The organism is Lentzea cavernae, assembly GCF_014653695.1.
In the GTDB taxonomy this organism is placed as follows: Bacteria; Actinomycetota; Actinomycetes; order Mycobacteriales; family Pseudonocardiaceae; genus Lentzea; species Lentzea cavernae.
Map to the genome: position 1 here is coordinate 103827 of NZ_BNAR01000014.1, position 17527 is coordinate 121353.

Sequence of the window (17527 nt, forward strand, 5' to 3'; positions counted from 1 at the left end):
CGACCAGTACCTACACGGGTGAACCAGAGGCACTCAAGCGAGGCCCCTAACCCCCTAGGGGGTCAACGACCGTCACCCCATTGGGGAACGGGGATTCACTGGGAGTGATCCCCGATGCAGGTGGCGGCCCCGCTCTCATAGCTTTCAGCCGCACACCCCCGACGTAGTCACGTGCCACAAACAGGAGTTCCTTCGATGACCCAGCCCAGCACGCTCCACGACTTCGTGCTCAACCTCCTCAGCGACCCGGCCCTGAAGACCGCGTTCGCGAACGACGCCCAGGGCACCTTGGAGCAGGCTGGCCTGGCGGACATCACTGCTCTCGACGTGCAGGAAGTCATCCCGCTGGTGCTCGACCTGGTCCCCGCTGTCGACGGTCTGCCCACCCTCGAGAGCCTCGAGCTGAACCTGCCGGCCGACGACCTGCTCGCCGAAGGCCCGCTCGGCGCCATCAGCCAGCTGCAGGCGGTCGCGTCTCAGCTGACGTCGTCGGGCGTGAGCCTCAGCGACCTCCACACCTCGTCGGCTGGCGTGCTCGCCGCGGACGCGGACGGCCTGAACCTGATCGTCGCGAACTCGACCTTCGGCGACATCACCTCGGCCGGCCTGGGCCTCGGCGGCGACTTCTCCGTCGTCGGCGACGTCACCTCGGTCCTCGACCAGACCGCGTCCCCGCTCACCGGCACCGTCCTCGACGTGGCCGACACCGCCACCGCGACCGTCGACGCGCCGCTGGACGGCGTCACCTCGACCGTTCCCGGTGTCGACGGCGTGCTCGGCCAGCTGGGCGGCGTGACCGGCCTCGCCCACGACGCCCTCGGCGTGCTGGGCGGCAGCGACCTCAACCTGGGCGGCCTGCACAGCGGCGGCCTCGACACCCTCGGCCAGGGCCACGTCGCCGTGCACTCGAACGACACCATCGCGGACGTCGAGCACGCCGCCACCGGCCTCGTCGGCACGGCGACCGGTGTCGCCGGCACCGCGACCGGCCTGGTCGGCGACGCGGGCCTCGGCAACGTGCTCGGCACCGTCACCGACGTGACCCACAACGTCCCGGTCGTCGGCGACCTGGACCTGGGCCTGCTCGGCTGAGCCACCCTCCCCACGCGGACCGGCCCCGTCCCTCGTGGACGGGGCCGGTTCGTCGTTCCTGACAAAAAGATCAAAAAGGTTCACGTCTTGTCCGGTGAGCAACGTCACCGTCCGTCCGAACAGCCCCACCAGCCCGAACAAAACCGGTATTGCAATCCAGGCTTTCACCCAAGGGGGTGAACACGGCACTATGAGTCAGGTGATGGCACCGCCCTGGCTCGACGTGCTCGACGAGACGATCGGGGCCTGCGTCACGCACCGGAGGCCCGACCTGGAGGCCCGGCTGCGCGAAAAGCGGGCACAGCAACTGGACCCCAAGTTGCGCGTTCTCGTCGTCGGCGAGTCCAAACAAGGCAAGAGCCAGCTCGTCAACGCGTTGCTCAACGCCCCCGTCTGCGCGGTGGGCGACGACATCACGACGACTGTGCCGACCTTCGTCCAGCACGCCGACACGCCGTCGGCGGCGCTGGTCCGCAACGCGTCCGCGGGCGGCTCGATCTTCCACACGCCGACCGAGCGCATCGCCGTTCCGATCGACCAGGTGACGAAACAGGCCGCAGCGCAGCACGTCGTGCGGGCCGAGATCGGCATCCCCCGCGCGCTGCTCGACAGCGGCCTGGTCCTGATCGACACCCCCGGCGTCGGCGACACCCGCTCCGCGCACACCGCCAGCACGTTCGCGACGCTGATGCAGGCCGACGCCGTGCTGCTGGTCTCCGACGCGACGGGTGAGCTGACGTCGGCGGAGATGACGCTGCTCAAGAAGGTCATGGAGGCCTGCCCGAACGTCACGGTGGTCGTCACCAAGATCGACCTGGTGCCGAGCTGGCGCAGCGTCGTGGAGCGCAACCGGGCGCTGCTCGCCCGCGCCGGCATCCGCGCGAAGCTCATCCCGGTGTCGAGCGCGCTGCGACTGCGCGCCGCGAAGTCCGGCGACCAGCGCCTCAACGCCGAGTCCGGGTTCCCGGAGCTGGTGACGTGCGTGCAGAGCGACATCGTGGCGAGTGCGGACCTGCTGGCCCGCCGCGCCGTCGCCGTCGTGGCGTCCAGCGCGATCACCCAGCTCGTCACGCCGTTGCGCGAGGAGCTGACGGCCCACGACTCGTCGCACACGGTCGCCACGATCTCGACGCTGCAGGAGGCCCAGCGGCGCGTCGACGAGCTGCGGCGCCGGTCCGCGCGCTGGCAGAACGTGCTCAACGACGAGATGGCCGACCTGATCTCCGACGTCGAGTACGACCTGCGCGACAGGACCCGCAAGATCCTGCGCGAGGTCGACAAGACCTACGACGAGGCCGACCCCGCGATCGGCTGGGACAAGTTCGAGCAGTGGCTCGAGGACAACCTCAACGAGGCCGCCACCACGAACTTCGCCTGGCTGATGGAACGCGCGGAGTGGGTGGCCGCGAAGGTCGCGAGGAACTTCCCCGTCTACCGCGAGGACCTGATCCCGGGTTCCGTGCTGCCGGACGACCTGCTGGAGCCCGCGAGCAAGCTGGAGAAGCCGAAGATCGAGCCGTTCTCGGTGCCTCAGAAGCTCTTCACCGGTCTGCGCGGCTCCTACGGCGGTGTGCTGATGTTCGGTCTGGTCACGTCGCTGGCGGGCATGCCGCTGATCAACGTGATCTCGCTCGGCGCGGGCGCGCTGTTCGGCGGTAAGTCCATTTTGGACGAATCCGACCAACGACTCAAGCGCCGCCAGGCAGCCGCGAAGGCCGCCGCGCAACGGCACGTGGACGACTTCTTCATGAAGTTCTCCAAGGACGTCCGCGACTCCGGGCGACACATCCAGCGCTCGCTGCGCAACCACTTCAGCACGCTCGCCGAAGAGCTGCAGGAGACGTTGCTGGAGTCGGCCCGCAGCGCCAAGCGCGCGGTGCAGGACGACCAGACCGACCGCGAGCGCAGGATGCGTGAAGGTCGCAAGGAGCTGGACAGGCTCGTCACGCTCTACAAGCGGGTGCAGGCGCTCGGGGGTCCCGCGATGGAGCTCACCGCGTGACACTGGACCGCGTCGTCTGGTCGATGCTGCAGGAGGCACTGGGCGTCTACCGCGACAGCCCCCGCGCCACGGCCTGGCTGCGCTCGCACGCCGAGCGCTACACCGAACCCGTGCGGATCGCGGTGGCCGGGCGGTCGCGGATCGGCAAGTCCACTGTGGTCAACGCGCTGGTCGGTGACGAGTTCACGCCGCAGAGCTCGTTCGTCTGGTACCGCGGCGGCACCGAGCCGCGGGCGCACGTGTTCACCGGCCCAGGACGTCCGCACGAGCTCACGATCGGCAGGCGGGGCAACCGCCACCACGTCGAGACCGGCCAGTTCGACCGCGCCGACCGGGTCGTCGTCGACTGGCCGGCGCGGACGCTGCGCGACGTCGTGCTGATCGACACGCCGTCCGAGGCGACGCCGGAGCAGGTGCTCGGTGACGCGGACGCGTTGCTGTACCTGATGCGGCACGTGCAGGACGAGGACCTGAAGTTCCTCCAGTCCGCCAACGACCACCCCATCGCCCGCACCGCCGCGGTGCACACGGTCGCGGTGCTCGCGCGCGCCGACGAGATCGGCGCCGGCCGGATCGACGCGCTGTCGTCGGCCAAGCAGATCGCCCGCCGCTACCGCCGCGACCCGGCCGTGCAACCGTTGTGCCAGAACGTGGTCTCGGTCGCCGGGCTGCTCGCCGTGGCCGCGAAGACGTTGCGGGAGGACGAGTTCGCGGCGCTGCGGGTGCTGTCGTCGCTGGGCCGCGAGGAGCTCGAGGACCACCTGCTGTCGGCGGACCGGTTCGTCGGCGACCCGTTCCCGCTGACGATGGAACCGGCGGTGCGGCAGGCGTTGCTGGAGCGGTTCGGGATCTTCGGCGTCCGGCTGATCACCGCGTTGATCCGGCAGGGCTTCGACTCGCAGGTGAAGCTGACCGGGCAGTTGGTGCAGCGCAGCGGGCTCGGCGAGCTGCGCGACTCGATCGCGGTGCACTTCACCGAACGCCGTGAGGTGCTGAAGGCGCGTTCGGCGATGCTGGCGCTCGACGTGCTGTTCCGGATGGAGCCGCGGCCCAGCGCCCGCAAGCTGATGGCCGACCTCGAACGGGTCGTGGCCTCCGCGCACGACTTCCGCGAACTCCGGCTCGTCGCCGCGCTGCAGTCGGGACGCACGAAGCTGCCGGCCGAACTGCAGGCGGAGGCGCTGCGGCTCGTCGGCGCCGAGGGCGTGGCTCCGGCGGCACGGCTGGGTTTCGAGTACGAGGCCGACGCCCGCGAGCTGCGCGAGGCGTTGCTGGACGCGCTGCTGCGGTGGCAGGCGCAGGCCGCCGACGTGCACGCGCCCCACGACCAGCGCAAGGCCGCCCAGATCGTCGTCCGCACGTGCGAGGGCCTGCTCCCCCAGTTCTCCTGAGGCACGATGTCGGCATGGAACTCGTGCGGTGGGAGCCCGAGCACTTCGGCTACATGCTGCGGTGGGCGACCGATCCCCGGATGACGGCGTACGTCGGCAACGGCATGCCCTGGACCCCCGACTACGTGGTCGAACGGCACGAGCAGGCGCTGAAGCACTGGGAGGACCACGGCTTCGGGCTGCACGTGGTCGTCGAGGACGGCGTGGTCATCGGGCTCGCGCAGATGCTCGACGGCGACCTGGGCGAGATCGAGATCGGTTACTGGATCGACCCGGCGCACTGGGGACGCGGCGTCGCCACCGAGGTCGCTGCGCAGTTGCGGGACAAGGCGCTCGCCATCTCCGACCGGGTCGTGGCCGGGACCGACGCGCGCAACGACGCGTCCGGGCGCGTGCTGGAGAAGGCCGGGCTGACCTACTTCACGAGCAAGGACATGGGCGGAAGACTTCAACACCACTACGCGTTGGACCGGAGCATGAGCGACAAGGGAGTCCTGCGGTACAGCGCTTTCACGACCGATCCGGCCGGCGGGAACCCGGCGGGCGTGGTGCTCGACGCGTCCGACCTGACCGACGACGAGATGCTGGCGATCGCGGCGAAGGTGGGCTACTCGGAGACGGCGTTCGTGGTGCCGCGTTCCGGCGGCCGGGAGTTCGACGTCCGGTACTTCAGTCCCAAGGCCGAGGTGCCGTTCTGCGGGCACGCGACGATCGCCACGTCGGTCGCGCTGGCGGAGCGGATCGGCGAGGGGCCGCTGACGTTCCACACGCCGGCGGGTGAGATCAGCATCGAGACCTCCGGTGGCACCGCGTCGTTGACGAGCGTGCCGACCTCGACGGCTCCGGCCGACCCCTCGCTGGTGTCGGCCGCTCTGGAGGCGCTGGGGTACTCCGAGATCGGGTCCGGGCCGGTGCACGTCGGCTTCGGCGGCGCTCGGCACCTGTTGATCCCCTTGAAGGACCGCGCCCAGCTGAGCACGCTGGACTACGACTTCGACGCGTTGCGGGACTTGATGCTGGCGCACGACCTCACGACGGTGCACTTGTTCTGGCGCGAGTCCGCGGACGTCGTGCACGCCCGTGACCCGTTCCCCGTCGGCGGCGTCGTGGAGGACGCGGCGACCGGGGCGGCCGCTGCCGCGTTCGGCGGCTACCTGCGCGATCTCGAAGGGCCGCAGCGGTTCGTGATCCTGCAGGGCGAGGACATGGGACGGCCGTCGCGGCTGGAGGTCGACGCCACCCGCGAAGACCGCCGCGTCACCGTCACGGGCGCCGCCGTCGTCATTCCTTGAGGCTCGACGCCGCTGCCGCAAGCGCAGGGTGTTGCGACAGCAGCGTCGAACCGAGGGGTGCGCACCCTCCCGCGCCGGACCCGTGAGCGCTGCCGCAAGCGCCGGGCCGGAAGATCGATCGAAGTCACTATGCCCCGATCGAAGGGTGGCGGCGCATTCAGAAGGGGGATACAAGGTCTTTATGCCCGAGCTGGAGCTCCGCCACCTCCGCGCGGTACGAACCATCGCCGAGGAAGGCAGCGTGACCAGGGCCGCGACGCGGCTCGGACTCACCCAACCCGCCCTGTCGGCCCAGTTGCGCACGGTGGAGAGACTGGTCGGCGGCCAGCTGTTCGACCGGACGCGCAACGGTTGCGTCCCAACGGACCTGGGCCGCCGAGTGCTGGGCACGGCACGACTGGTCCTCGACGAGATGGCGCAGCTGATGAGCACGACCCCGGCCGCGGACCGGCGGGGTCCGTTGATCTTCGGCTGCATCCCGATCCTGTACTTCGCCCGGCTCGTGGAGGGGCTGCGCGAGCTCAACTCCGACGTGCGGGCGGAGGTCCGGCCTTCGTCCGCCGAGATCGTGGACATGCTCGAGGGCGGGCAGGTGCACGTGGCGTTGTTCGAGTTCTTCGACGGGATGCACGCCCGGGATCTGGCCGGGATCGAGTTGCGGAAGCTCGTGACGGAGCCCGCTTTTGTGGCGTTGTCGGAGACGGATCCGTTGGCCGGCCTCGAGGAGGTTGATCTCGGGCAGTTGGCTGATCGGGACTGGGTCACGCCGCCGAAGCAGAACATCGGGAGCCGGACGCAGATGTTCCAGGTGTGTGCGGATGCCGGGTTCGTGCCCCGGCTCACGCATCACACCGGGGAGGCGAGCATGGCTCGGGGGTTGGTGGCCGGGGGGTGTGTGTCTTTTGCCGCTGCGCCTTCGCGGACCGGGGAGGGGATCGTGATCCGGCGGTTGCGGGGGATGCCGTTGATGACTGACATCTTCGTGGCCATGCGGCGGGATTCGCCGGTGGCTGGGCGGGCGCATGAGGTGTTCGCTTGTGCGGCTGCGGCTTATCGGTCGGTGTTGGATCGGAATCCGGATTACCGGAAGTGGTGGGACGCGCATCCGGAGGCGCATCCGGAGTTCAACTGATCGCGTCGCTTCGCTTGCTGGGGTGGTGCGCAGTCGGCTTGCGTTGGTTTGTCGCGGTTCCAGCGGGGTTGGTCGCGTTCCCGGAAGAGAGGTCGCCTTGCGAGGACGGGCGCGCGGGTCGTGACGAATCACGGGCTGGCGATTGGGGCTTGACCTTGAGCCTCTGGCGGGGTGCTTGACGGCCGGAAAGGCCGGGCTGAAAAGCGCCCGGCCGTGCCCGATGAGGGGTAGCACCCCGCCACTCAAGGTCAAGCCCCAATCGCAGGACCGGGGTGCACCGCTGCCCAGTCGTATGAGTTCGGACGGCTCGCTGCGCATCGCCACGCCAGGTTTCGTCCGAGGTTGCCTTTGCGATGTCGGCTACCGGTTGGCACCGCGCGGGTCGGCTTGTTGCGGCTGGTGCCGGTTCCAGCGGGGTGGTCGCCTTGCGTGCGTTCGTCGCCTTGTGCGGGTGGTTCGTCAGATCTTGATCGGCGTCGAGGGGCGGCCGATGAGCTTTTCGAGGTCTGGGCGGACCTCGGCGAAAACGCCCTCGCGGATGGCCTTGAAGAAGTCGACGAAGATCGGCGGGACGCCCGCCGCGATCAGGTCGTCGTCGCTGACGTCCTGGTACCTGTCGCCGGCGAGTTCCGGGAAGGACCAGGAGGTCGAGCCCGTCAGTTCGTAGACGGCGTTCTCGTGGCCCGGGGTGGTGAGGGCTGCTGCTGCGGCGAGGGCGAAGTCGTCGCGGGCCGCGCTGGCCACTCGGCCGTCCTTCGTGGAGATGGCGACGGTGTCTCCGGAGAGGACGCCCAGGTAGTTCTCGTGGTACATGCCGTTGCGCAGGAAGGTGAAGGGGATGCCGGTGGCGCGGATGGCCTCTTCGGTGGCCTTGTGGACGGCGGCCACGCTCACCGTGGAGGTGTCCGCGTCGGTGACGCTCGTGTAGAAGATGTGGCCCACGCCGTGTTCCACGGCCTTGGCGATGGCGTTCTCGTGCTGCTGGACGCGGGTGGCGGTGTCGGGGGCTTCGCCGGACACGATGAGGAGCTTGTCGGCGCCCCGGAAGTTGAGGGTCTCGGGCTGTTCGAAGTCGCCCTGGCGGACCTCGACGCCCTCGGTGGTGAACTTCTCCGGCGCGCGGACGGACACGATGACCTGCTCGTCCGTGCGGTCGAGGACGTGGCGGACCACTGCGCTGCCGAGTTGGCCGGTTGCCCCGGTGATGAGGATCGTCATGGCGTCCACGCTAGGGACAGCGCTAACCTTTCGTAAGTACCGACTTTGGAGTTGGGTACTTACGTGGAGGTGAGCATGCAGGTCACGATGTGTCCCGAGCGGGCGATCATGGAGCACGTCACAAGCCGGTGGGGTGTTCTGGTGCTGCAGGCGCTGTCCAACGGGGAGGCGTGGCGGTTCAGCGAGTTGCGGCGTGAGCTGGAGCTGGCGAGCGAGAAGATGCTCACGCAGACGTTGCGGACGCTGGAGCGGGACGGGTTCGTGCACCGGGAGGTCTTCCCGGTCATCCCGCCGCACGTCGAGTACACGCTGACGCCCCTCGGGAAGGGGGCGGCTGGGCACCTCGTGGCGCTGGCTTCGTGGATCCTCGCCAACGAGCCGGAGGTCACGCAGGCGCAGGCGCGCTATGACGCGTCCTGAGGTTCACCGGAGCTGACGGGCCCAGACATCGGATTACTCACCCGATTGCGTAGTGAAGGTTGTCACGCGTGAGCCTAGATCGCGAGGCAGAGATCGGATGGGTCACGATCAGGGGGCGCGATCGGAGGCCTTGAACTGGCACAATGGACCAATGGCCCAACCGTTCACCGACGAAAGCCATCCGGCGGAGCCCTATCCGGGCACTCGTCCAGACCACTGTTTCGTCCACGTCGACGAAACGGGCTGGCCAGTGCGACCGGACCTCACGATGGAGTCGGGATGGCGTGTTGAGCCGGAGAACATCGATCTAGACCAATGGCTTGCGAACCACGGCGAGCCTCCGTTGGCGGGTCGGATGCCGGTGCTCGGCTACGGGTCCAACGCCAATCCCAGCAAGCTCACGTGGCTCCGCGAGGAGCTCGGTCTCGAAGGCCCTGCGGTCGTGCTCCGCGCACGGTGCGAGGGCCTTTCTGCTGTTTGGGCGGCGGGGTTGCGCATGCGGGACGGGCAGCGGCCGGCAACGCTCGCGGGGGCGCCCGGCGTCACCGAGGAGCACTCCATCTGGTTCGCCACGCCCGATCAGTTGCGGGTGCTGGACCGCTGCGAGGGGCGCGGGCTGCGCTATCGCCTCGTGCGCGTGCACACGGGCCGTGTGGTGCTCTACAACGGCGGCGTCATCGACAGCGTTCTGGCGTACACGGCGGGCTCCAAGAAGCGGATGCCGGTGCTCTTCAACGGTCGTATGGTCCATTGCGCGGACGTCTCACAACGAGGCGCGCGTGTGCTGGGCGAGAGGCCTGCGATGAACGACGGACTGGACGTGACCGAGGTGCACGGCGAGCCGTCCGCTGACGCGTGGCCTGAGCTGCTGTTCGTCTACGGCACGCTGCAGCCGGGCGCAAGCGCTTGGCAGATGATCGAACCGCACGTCGTGGAGTCCGAGGCGACCCACCTGCCCGGCACGTTGTTCGACACGGGCCAGGGCTATCCCGCGCTGCGTCCCGGCGCCGGGCTCGGCGTGCCGGGCTTCGTGCTGCGGCTCGATTCGCCCGAGGACGCGCTGCCGGTGCTCGACGAGTACGAGGGCGACGACTACCGCCGCGTGCGCGTCGTGCTGCCCGACGGCCGCATCGCGTGGACGTACATCTGGACCGCGGCCATCAAGGGCATGTCGGAACTTCCGGACGGATGGGACGTCCACCAGATCCGGTGAATTTCCGGCACGTTGTGTGGGTTCATTGAGAATTGGGCACATCCTTCGGTGGTAGGAGGTGCACCCATGACTCGACGGTTGATCGCTTGCGGACTGCTGGTGCTCGCTTCCGTGACGGCTTGCGGGACGAGAACACCGGACAAGGCCGCGCAAACGCTGCCGACGGCGCCGTCGTCGCCATCGTCGACCGCTTCGTCCACTTCGCCCGCGCCCGCGTCGGACAACCCCCAGGCGGTCACGCCCGACGGGAAGCGCTGCGACTCGGCGTTGCTGAAGGGCGAGATCGTCCCCACCGACGCCGGTGCGGGCAACAGGTACGGCAAGTTCGTCGTGACGAACGGCGGGGCCGTGCCGTGCACGTTGAACGGTTACAGCGGTTTCCAGCTGGAGAACGCCTCCGGTGCCGTGCCCACGAAGCTGGAGCGCAAGGCCGACCCCGGTCCCGCCGCTCTGACGCTCGCGCCGGGCGCGAAGGCTTCCGCGAACCTGCACTGGAGCGTCGTGCCCGCGGGCAGCGAACCGGTGGAGGGCACGTGCCAGCCGGAACCGTCGAAGGTCGCGGCGATCCCGCCGAACGAGACGGCACCGCTGTCCCTGCCGTGGACCCTCGGCCCCGTCTGCTCGGGCGGCCGGATCGAGATCAGCGCCTTCTACGCCTCGTAGGTGCACCCGACGGCTCGCCGTGCTCCGGCACGGCGAGCTGCCGGTCGTCCTGATTGGACACATCACCGGCGCGGTGCGGAACGCCCCGGTCGCGGAGGTGTCACCCAGGTGCTGGAGCCGGCGCGCCGCGTCGTCTGACACCATCTCTGCTGCCATGGAACAAGACGACCTCGTGCTGCTGATCACCGTCGTGGTCGAGGCGGCCAACGAGCACCAGGCGCGCGCCGCGTGCGACGCGCTCCTCAGCCGTGCCGGTGCCCAGATAGTGGACGCCCGTGACTGCTCGGACGAGGAGCCCGGTTGCTGGGCCGTCGTCATCACCCGGCCGAGCACGGAGAAGGCCACCCACAACGTCGCCGCGGCGCTGGCGCGGGCCGTCCGCACCTTCGTGCGCGGTCTGGGAGAGGACTTCCCGACACCGCGGGTGGCCTGCGAGCCGCCGACGGCGTGGACCGTGCTGGACGAACCCGAGCTCATCAACGGTCTCGTGCCGGGTGCCGAGCGCGTTCTGGTCGAGGTGTGGGTCGGAGATGACCCTTTCGGTGCAGGCACTTTGCGTGACATCTCGCCCGCGAAGCCGTCTTGATTCACCCGGCCGGTCGGCATGAACGCTCAACGGGCTGTAGGCGTCGGCGTGAGAGTTGCTACACCCGTGGACGAGGAGCCAGCGGCGGGCTCAACTGATCATTAAAGCAAGGCCCGTTCGAGTGGATTCAGGCATCCACCCGGTTAGCCGATCTTCGCTCTCAACTGTGAAAATCTGGGCACAATCTCTACTAAGTGTGGTCGTCAGACCATCTTGTTCCGGAGGGTTCGGGAGCCGACATGGCCAGCATCGAAGAGGTCCGTGCCGCAATTGCCCAGGCGATCGACAAGGCGGCTCAAAGCCAGTCGGCCCTCCAGCAGGCGGCTGAGCTCGCCGAGGACGCGCAGCAGCTGCTGACATCGGTCACGCAGGGCTCCGTGCAGGCGGACGTCGAGACGACGAACGCCCAGTTCGCCCAGGTCGTGTCCGGCGTGAGCGAGCTGCAGAACTACCTCGGCGCCGGCATTTCCGGGGCCGAGGGCATCAACAGCAGGCTTTGATGGCGTCCATCGGCGAGGTTCGTGCCGCGCTCGAGCAGGCGAGCGAGATCCTGCGTGAGTCGTACCGCAGTGTGCGATCGGCGCAGGAGGGCCTCGACGAGGCGGTCGCCATCCTCGCCGAGTCGAGCGAGAACCACCACGAGTCGCTGCTTCCACCGGAGTTCGTGCGCGCCAAGGAAAGATTCCCCGATCAGCTGGAGCTGATGGTGGGAACCCTGGAGCGCATACAACGACTCACCGTGGAGCTGTGATGAGCAGGCGCGACGACCGGCGGGCGAGGATCGAGAACGCCTTCGCGGAGTTCCAGCGCGCTGTTTCGGCCGCGCTGGGCTCCGTGGCGCGCGAACACCGGGCGCTCGCCACCGAGCACGCCAAGGACATGTTCGAGTTCACGGTGCGCGGCATGGGCATCGACAAGGCGTTTCAGGACGTCGCCCTGAAGGACGTGACGTCGTTCCTGACGGTCGACGAGAAGCGCGTGGCGAACCCCCGCCAGGCGCCGCTCTCGATGGTGCAGTTCAAGGAGCGGCTCGACCAGATCGAGTACGACTGGCGGCAGTCGTTCCACGAGTGGACCTCCTCCGGCCCGGACCAGCTCACCGAACTGGTGAACTCGGTCGCCGCCGGTCCCGCCTCGTGGCCGCACGAGTCGTGGCTCGGCCACCCCGGCACGCACGACGGCAGCGAGGGCGTGCCGGAGCTGTGGAGGATCGGCACCGGCGTGGTGACGTCGGCGCCGAAGGCCACCCCGTTCCCCGTCGCGGTGCCGCTGCTGGACCAGGCGCACCTGCACATCTCGTCCACCGCGGACACCCGCCAGCTCGCGGACTCGCTGGTGGAGACCCTGTTGCTGCGGGTGCTGTCGCACTTCCAGCCGGGGCTCGTGCACGTGCACGTGTGGGACGTCGGCCAGCTGACCGGGTCGTTGCCGGGGCTCTACCCGCTGACCCGCGCGAACCTGTTGACGGTGCACGACCCCGCGCGGCTGCACGAGCTGCTGGACGAGCTGTCCGAGCACATCCGCCAGGTGCACACCAAGGTCCTGGTCGACGGCCACCTGACCGTGCGTTCGGTCAGCGGTGAAGGCCGGCGCACCGAACCGTGGCGGATCGCCGTGCTGTTCGGCAACCGCAAGGCGTTGAAGGAAGAACACCAGCAGCAGCTGCAACGCGTGGCGCGCAACGGTTTGGCGTGCGGTGTGCAGCTGTTCATCGTGGACATCCCCATCACGATCAACTCGCCGGTCGAGACGGTCCTGTTGCGCAGCGGCGGTTCCGCCACCTGCACGATGACCGGCAAGGACGTGACGGTCACGCTGGACCCGGCCCTGCCGCGCACGCTGGTGCCGCGAGCATGTGCCGCCATCGCGGAGAAGCGCGAGGAACGGCGATCGCGGCTGGGCTCGTTCGGCGACCTGCTCCCCGACCGGCCGTGGACGGAGAACTCGTCGGCCGGAGTCGTTGCGCCCGTGGGGTTCGACGACGGCGAGCAGGTCTGCGTGCAGCTCGGCGACACCTCGCCGCACGCGTTGATCGGCGGGCCTTCGGGTTCCGGCAAGACGAACTTCCTCTACGCGATGCTCGGTTCGTTGTGCGCGCGCTATTCGCCCAACGAGCTCGAGCTGTACCTGTTGGACTTCAAGGAAGGCGTGTCGTTCGCGCAGTTCGCGCCGGGCCGCAAGGACCCGTCGTGGCTGCCGCACGCGCGCCTGGTCGGCGTGAACGTCAACACCGACCGCGAGTTCGGCGTGGCACTGCTGCGGTACCTCTCCGACGAGATGCGCCGGCGCGCGGACGCGGCCAAGCAGCACGAGGTCACCAAGCTGCAGGACCTGCGCGCCGAGGACCCGGCCGGTCGCTGGCCGCGGATCGTCGCCATGATCGACGAGTTCCAGTACCTGTTCGGGGAACGCGACCAGGTCACCGCGGCCGCGACGCAACTGCTGGAGGACGTGGCGCGCCGCGGTCGTTCGCAGGGCATCCACCTCGTGCTGTCGTCGCAGGACGTCTCGGGCATCGAGGGTTTCTGGGGCAAGTCGGCGATCTTCGAGCAGTTCACCGTCCGCATCGCGCTGCCCAAGGCCCGCCGGGTGCTGGCAGAGCCGCAGAACGACGCCGCCGTGGAGCTGCCCCGCTGGCACGCGGTGATCAACCACGAGTCGGGTGTCAAGCCCGGCAACGAGATCTGCCGCATCCCGGACTCGACGTCCAAGAACACCATGGACGAACTGCAGCAGCTGCTGTGGCGCCGCGATCCCGGCCAGCCGCCGAGCCTGTTCGACGGCAGCAAGATCCCCCTGATCGACGCCGTGCCGGACTTCGCCGATCTGCGTCCGGGCGAGGCATCGCCCACCGTGCTCCTCGGACAGGTGATCGACGTCGCGGGCAGCGCGGCACGGGTGAGGTTCGCCCGCACGCCGGGCCGCAACATCGCGGTGATCGGCTCCGTGGTCCAGGACGCGGCCGCCGTGCTCGGCGGAGCGGCCGCGTCACTGGGCAGGCAGCACCACCCGCACGAGGCGGTGTTCACGCTGGCCTGTCTGGTCGAGGAAGCCATGCCCTCGGCGCTGCACCTGGTGAAGCGCCTGAGCGCCGACGGGCACGACGCGTCGGTGATCGGCATCAACGAGGTCAAGGACGTGCTGGCCAGGACTGCCGCCGAGCTGCAGACGATCAACACGGGCCAGGCCGACGCGCCGCTGAAGCCGCACTACCTGGTGCTGTACGGCGTCGACGCCGCGCAGACGTTGCTGGAGCAGAAGGATCCGGCGACGCGAACGTCTGGTGTGGACAGTCTGCGGACCGTCCTCAAGCACGGCCCGGAGAACCGCACGCACGTGCTGGGCTGGTGGCGCGGCGTGCAGAGGCTGAAGGCGAGCCTCCCGCCCGGCGTCTACGACGACATCGGCGCCTGGGTGGCGTTCGACGTCCAGGGCAAGGAACTGCTGTCGCTCGGACCGGAACAGGTGATGTCGTGGTCGCCGAGACCACGCCGCGGCCTGTTCTTCGACAGGTTCGAGCACTCGCGACCGCAAGTGATCATCCCGTTCGACACAGGAGAAGCGTGATGAACCCGATGATGACCACGATGTTCGACCCGGTCCCGTCGCAGCGTCAGAGCGAGGAGGTGATCGAGGTGCCGGCGATCTCCGCTGTCGAGCGCTACAAGGAGATCATCGCCATCGCCGCGGACGCTGCTGCTCGCCAGCGCAAGCTGGACGAGGTGCGGTGCGCCGAACTCGCGGAGCGGATCGCGTCGACCCAGCACGAGATCGCCGAGGTGCGCGATCGCGAGCGGGTCGTGCGGATGGGCGCCGCGCTGCACTGGGAGGCCGCCGTCGAGCAGCTGTGGAACGAGCGCTGGTTGCAGATGACCACGCCGCCGCGGCCCGACGAGTCGGTCCCGCCGCGGCCCCAGGGCGAGTACAACCGGGCGATGGACCTCGCGTACCAGGAGCTGGAGGACTCGCTCGCGAAGCGAACCCTGCTGCGCCGCAAGCAGAAGGACTGAGTGCGCCGCTTACGCACCACCGCCGACGTGCAGGACGCCAGTGACGACCCGTTGGTCCGCTGGGCGGCCCAGGCGCTGTCGTCGGGCGGTGCCGCATGGGAGCACAACGGTGCCGTGGCCGTGCACGCCCCTGCCCTGACCCGGCGCCGCCGCCTGGTCCTCTCCGGCCCGGCGGAGGGCGTGGCGTCCCTCCTCGCCGCACACGGCCGGGGCGTGGAGTTGCGACCGCTGATGGAACGCCCGCTGGCCCTGGAAGTCATGTCCGTCATGCCCACCCCCTGGGTGGAGGACAAGCCCTTCGGCTGGATGGACCGCGCGGGTGCGCTGGACCTGCCCGAGCAGGCCTGCTGGCTCACCACCCCGGCCGGTGTGGAACCCCTGCTGCGCGAGGCCAACCCGGACTCCTGGGCGTGGCCCGGCGAGAAGGGCGTCCGCCGCTGGGCGGGCGTGCACGTGGACGGCGACCTGGTGGCCACCGCGGCCGAGGCCTGGTCGTCCGCGGACGTCGGTTTCATGATGGGCGTGGCCGTCCACCCCTCCCACACGGGCCGGGGCCTGGGCCGCCTGGTCTGCCAGTTCGTCACGTCCTCCCTGCTCAGCCTGTACGGCACGTGCGCGCTCTTCGTCGAGAACTACAACGCTCCGGCGATCGCCCTGTACCGCAAGCTCGGTTTCGCCTACCGGGACGTCACCACGCTTCTTCCTGCGGGCTAGGTCACATTCCGGAACAGTCGTCGGTGACGGGCGGTTGAAACGGATAACTGATCCGCAAAATGGACGAATGGAGATGGTCCGACCATGACCAGCACCGCACTCGAAGTCAGGCTCGCGTCCCGCCCGAAGGGCTGGCCGACCGACGAGAACTTCGAGATCGCCGAGGTCGAGGTGCCGACCCCGGGCGAAGGCCAGATCCTGGTGCGCAACGTGGTCATGAGCGTGGACCCGTACATGCGCGGCCGCATGAACGACGTCAAGTCGTACGTCCCGCCGTTCCAGGTGGGCGCTCCTCTCGAGGGTGGCGCGGTCGGTGAGGTCGTGGCCTCCAACGCCGAGGGCTTCGCCGTGGGCGACCACGTCCTGCACGGCCTGGGCTGGCGCGAGTACGCCGTCGTCGGCGCCAAGCACGCCGTGAAGGTGGACGGGAACGTCGCTCCCCTCACCACGTACCTGGGCGTCCTGGGCATGCCGGGCCTGACCGCCTACGCGGGCCTGCTCGTCACCGCGGAGTTCAAGCCCGGCGACGTCGTCTTCGTCTCCGGTGCGGCCGGTGCCGTCGGCCAGGTCGTGGGCCAGATCGCCCGCCTGAAGGGCGCCTCCCGGGTCATCGGTTCCGCGGGCTCGGCGGAGAAGGTCAAGTACCTGACCGAGGAGCTCGGCTTCGACGCCGCCTTCAACTACAAGGACGGCCCGGTCGCCGAGCAGCTGGCCGAGGCGGCCCCCGACGGCATCGACGTCTACTTCGACAACGTGGGCGGCGAGCACCTCGAGGCCGCCATCAGCTCCCTGAACCTCAACGGCCGCGTCACGATCTGCGGCGCGATCTCCCAGTACAACGCCGACACGCCCCCGGCGGGCCCGCGCAACATCATCCAGGTCCTCTCGAAGCGCCTGACGCTGCGCGGCATGCTGGTCGGCGACCACCAGGGCCTGCAGCAGCAGTTCGTCTCGGAGGTGGCCGCCTGGATCGCCTCGGGTGAGCTCAAGTACTCCGAGACCGTCGTGGAGGGCGGCGTCCGCCAGGCCCCGGCCGCGTTCCTGGGCCTGCTGCGCGGCGAGAACACCGGCAAGATGCTCGTCCGCTTCTGATCGTCGTGAGGCCGCCCGTCACGAGGGCGGCCTCACTCCCGTTCGGGGCGGTCCGCGAGCTTGAGCCAGACGACCCCGGCGATGATCACGGCCAGCCACCCGGCCTTGGCCGGCGTGAGGGTCTCGTCGAAGAAGACCGGGCCGAGCACGGCGGCCCCGACGGCGCCGATCCCCGCCCAGACGGCGTACCCGATGCCGACCTCGACGGTGCGCAGCGCCAGGCTGAGCGTCCACAGGGTGAGCAGGAAGAAGACCACGGCCACGAGCGACCACGCCAGGTCCGTGAAGCCGTCGCTGCCGCCGACGGAGAGCGCGTAACCGACCTCGAAGGCCCCGGCCAGCAGCAGGGTGGGCCAGGCAGTGCGGTCGGCGCTCATGCCGCACCGGCCAGCTGCAGCCCGACCACTCCGCCGATGACGAGCGCGATGCCGGCGGCCTTGCGCCACGTGAGCCGCTGGCCGAACACCAGGGCGCCGAGCAGGGTGATGCCGACGCCGGCGAGCGAGGTCCACAGGGCGTAGCCCACCCCGACGTCGAACGTCAGCAGGGCGCGGCTGAGGAAGAAGGTGGCGAGCCCGCCGGTGACGAGGGTGGCGGCGGTCCAGCCGCGGTGGGCGAAGCCTCGTGCCTTGCCCGCGCAGATCGCCACCGCCGTCTCGAAGACGACGGCGACGGCGAGGTGGAGCCAGTGCATGGAAGTCC

At 69.4% G+C, this 17527-nt stretch carries 18 protein-coding genes; 15 read left to right on the forward strand and 3 right to left on the reverse strand.

Translation table 11 applies throughout. The annotated features are described in order from the left end of the window. Positions 1–195: 195 nt before the first annotated feature. From IE307_RS34930 to IE307_RS34950, 5 genes are all read left to right on the forward strand, one after another. On the forward strand, positions 196–1092 hold the full coding sequence (locus IE307_RS34930) for an IniB N-terminal domain-containing protein (protein WP_191303686.1): 897 nt from the start codon (positions 196–198) through the stop codon (positions 1090–1092). Positions 1093–1282: 190 nt separating this feature from the next. Continuing rightward, entirely contained in the window at positions 1283–3094 is a 1812-nt protein-coding gene (locus IE307_RS34935) for a dynamin family protein (RefSeq protein WP_229905382.1), read from the forward strand. Beyond that, the gene (locus IE307_RS34940) at positions 3091–4485 is read left to right on the forward strand and encodes a P-loop NTPase family protein (protein WP_191303687.1); all 1395 of its coding nucleotides are present in this window, start codon (positions 3091–3093) and stop codon (positions 4483–4485) included. Before IE307_RS34935 ends, IE307_RS34940 begins: the two co-directional genes overlap by 4 nt. A 14-nt stretch (positions 4486–4499) precedes the next feature. After that, positions 4500–5777, forward strand: a complete 1278-nt coding sequence (locus tag IE307_RS47525) for a PhzF family phenazine biosynthesis isomerase (RefSeq protein ID WP_191303688.1) — start codon at positions 4500–4502, stop codon at positions 5775–5777. A gap of 181 nt (positions 5778–5958) precedes the next feature. Further along, on the forward strand, positions 5959–6909 hold the full coding sequence (locus tag IE307_RS34950) for a LysR family transcriptional regulator (RefSeq protein ID WP_191303689.1): 951 nt from the start codon (positions 5959–5961) through the stop codon (positions 6907–6909). A gap of 459 nt (positions 6910–7368) precedes the next feature. Here the strand turns inward: IE307_RS34950 and IE307_RS34955 are convergent, their stop codons facing one another. After that, positions 7369–8127, reverse strand: a complete 759-nt coding sequence (locus tag IE307_RS34955; RefSeq protein WP_191303690.1) for an NmrA family NAD(P)-binding protein — start codon at positions 8125–8127, stop codon at positions 7369–7371. A gap of 75 nt (positions 8128–8202) precedes the next feature. On the opposite strand from IE307_RS34955, the gene IE307_RS34960 reads away from it, so the two are divergent. The 10 genes from IE307_RS34960 (at position 8203) to IE307_RS35005 (ending at position 16825) form a co-directional block, all read left to right on the forward strand. After that, positions 8203–8547, forward strand: a complete 345-nt coding sequence (locus tag IE307_RS34960) for a winged helix-turn-helix transcriptional regulator (protein WP_229905383.1) — start codon at positions 8203–8205, stop codon at positions 8545–8547. Positions 8548–8890: 343 nt separating this feature from the next. Then, positions 8891–9760: a gamma-glutamylcyclotransferase gene (locus IE307_RS34965; protein ID WP_229905384.1), complete on the forward strand. Its 870-nt coding sequence runs from the start codon at positions 8891–8893 to the stop codon at positions 9758–9760. A gap of 66 nt (positions 9761–9826) precedes the next feature. After that, entirely contained in the window at positions 9827–10423 is a 597-nt protein-coding gene (locus IE307_RS34970) for a DUF4232 domain-containing protein (RefSeq protein WP_191303692.1), read from the forward strand. Between the two features lie 154 nt (positions 10424–10577). Next, entirely contained in the window at positions 10578–11009 is a 432-nt protein-coding gene (locus tag IE307_RS34975) for a hypothetical protein (RefSeq protein ID WP_191303693.1), read from the forward strand. 239 nt (positions 11010–11248) lie between these two features. Beyond that, the gene (locus IE307_RS34980) at positions 11249–11509 is read left to right on the forward strand and encodes a hypothetical protein (protein ID WP_030481403.1); all 261 of its coding nucleotides are present in this window, start codon (positions 11249–11251) and stop codon (positions 11507–11509) included. Further along, the gene (locus tag IE307_RS34985) at positions 11509–11760 is read left to right on the forward strand and encodes a hypothetical protein (RefSeq protein ID WP_191303694.1); all 252 of its coding nucleotides are present in this window, start codon (positions 11509–11511) and stop codon (positions 11758–11760) included. The genes IE307_RS34980 and IE307_RS34985 overlap by 1 nt, the downstream gene beginning before the upstream one ends. Continuing rightward, entirely contained in the window at positions 11760–14576 is a 2817-nt protein-coding gene (locus IE307_RS34990; protein ID WP_191303695.1) for an FtsK/SpoIIIE domain-containing protein, read from the forward strand. Before IE307_RS34985 ends, IE307_RS34990 begins: the two co-directional genes overlap by 1 nt. After that, positions 14576–15019, forward strand: a complete 444-nt coding sequence (locus tag IE307_RS34995; RefSeq protein WP_191303696.1) for a hypothetical protein — start codon at positions 14576–14578, stop codon at positions 15017–15019. Before IE307_RS34990 ends, IE307_RS34995 begins: the two co-directional genes overlap by 1 nt. After that, a complete protein-coding gene (locus tag IE307_RS35000; protein WP_191303697.1) occupies positions 15020–15733 on the forward strand; it encodes a GNAT family N-acetyltransferase in 714 nt (237 codons plus the stop codon). 84 nt (positions 15734–15817) lie between these two features. After that, positions 15818–16825 (forward strand): NADP-dependent oxidoreductase, encoded by a 1008-nt coding sequence (locus IE307_RS35005; protein ID WP_191303698.1) that lies wholly within the window; start codon positions 15818–15820, stop codon positions 16823–16825. 32 nt (positions 16826–16857) lie between these two features. On the opposite strand, the gene IE307_RS35010 is transcribed toward IE307_RS35005, so the two are convergent. Together IE307_RS35010 and IE307_RS35015 are read right to left on the reverse strand one after the other, a co-directional pair. Further along, positions 16858–17202 (reverse strand): DMT family transporter, encoded by a 345-nt coding sequence (locus IE307_RS35010; RefSeq protein ID WP_191303699.1) that lies wholly within the window; start codon positions 17200–17202, stop codon positions 16858–16860. Further along, on the reverse strand, positions 17199–17519 hold the full coding sequence (locus tag IE307_RS35015) for a DMT family transporter (RefSeq protein WP_191303700.1): 321 nt from the start codon (positions 17517–17519) through the stop codon (positions 17199–17201). Before IE307_RS35015 ends, IE307_RS35010 begins: the two co-directional genes overlap by 4 nt. Between the last annotated feature and the right edge of the window lie 8 nt (positions 17520–17527).

Excerpts from the sequence above, each read along its gene's own strand:
- IE307_RS34930 (WP_191303686.1), top strand. The coding sequence starts at position 196 with ATGACCCAGCCCAGCACGCTCCACGACTTCGTGCTCAACCTCCTCAGC.
- IE307_RS34935 (WP_229905382.1), top strand. The coding sequence starts at position 1,283 with ATGAGTCAGGTGATGGCACCGCCCTGGCTCGACGTGCTCGACGAGACG.
- IE307_RS47525 (WP_191303688.1), top strand. The coding sequence starts at position 4,500 with ATGGAACTCGTGCGGTGGGAGCCCGAGCACTTCGGCTACATGCTGCGG.
- IE307_RS34950 (WP_191303689.1), top strand. The coding sequence starts at position 5,959 with ATGCCCGAGCTGGAGCTCCGCCACCTCCGCGCGGTACGAACCATCGCC.
- IE307_RS34955 (WP_191303690.1), bottom strand. The coding sequence starts at position 8,127 with ATGACGATCCTCATCACCGGGGCAACCGGCCAACTCGGCAGCGCAGTG.
- IE307_RS34960 (WP_229905383.1), top strand. The coding sequence starts at position 8,203 with ATGCAGGTCACGATGTGTCCCGAGCGGGCGATCATGGAGCACGTCACA.
- IE307_RS34970 (WP_191303692.1), top strand. The coding sequence starts at position 9,827 with ATGACTCGACGGTTGATCGCTTGCGGACTGCTGGTGCTCGCTTCCGTG.
- IE307_RS34975 (WP_191303693.1), top strand. The coding sequence starts at position 10,578 with ATGGAACAAGACGACCTCGTGCTGCTGATCACCGTCGTGGTCGAGGCG.
- IE307_RS34980 (WP_030481403.1), top strand. The coding sequence starts at position 11,249 with ATGGCCAGCATCGAAGAGGTCCGTGCCGCAATTGCCCAGGCGATCGAC.
- IE307_RS34985 (WP_191303694.1), top strand. The coding sequence starts at position 11,509 with ATGGCGTCCATCGGCGAGGTTCGTGCCGCGCTCGAGCAGGCGAGCGAG.
- IE307_RS34990 (WP_191303695.1), top strand. The coding sequence starts at position 11,760 with ATGAGCAGGCGCGACGACCGGCGGGCGAGGATCGAGAACGCCTTCGCG.
- IE307_RS34995 (WP_191303696.1), top strand. The coding sequence starts at position 14,576 with ATGAACCCGATGATGACCACGATGTTCGACCCGGTCCCGTCGCAGCGT.
- IE307_RS35005 (WP_191303698.1), top strand. The coding sequence starts at position 15,818 with ATGACCAGCACCGCACTCGAAGTCAGGCTCGCGTCCCGCCCGAAGGGC.
- IE307_RS35010 (WP_191303699.1), bottom strand. The coding sequence starts at position 17,202 with ATGAGCGCCGACCGCACTGCCTGGCCCACCCTGCTGCTGGCCGGGGCC.
- IE307_RS35015 (WP_191303700.1), bottom strand. The coding sequence starts at position 17,519 with ATGCACTGGCTCCACCTCGCCGTCGCCGTCGTCTTCGAGACGGCGGTG.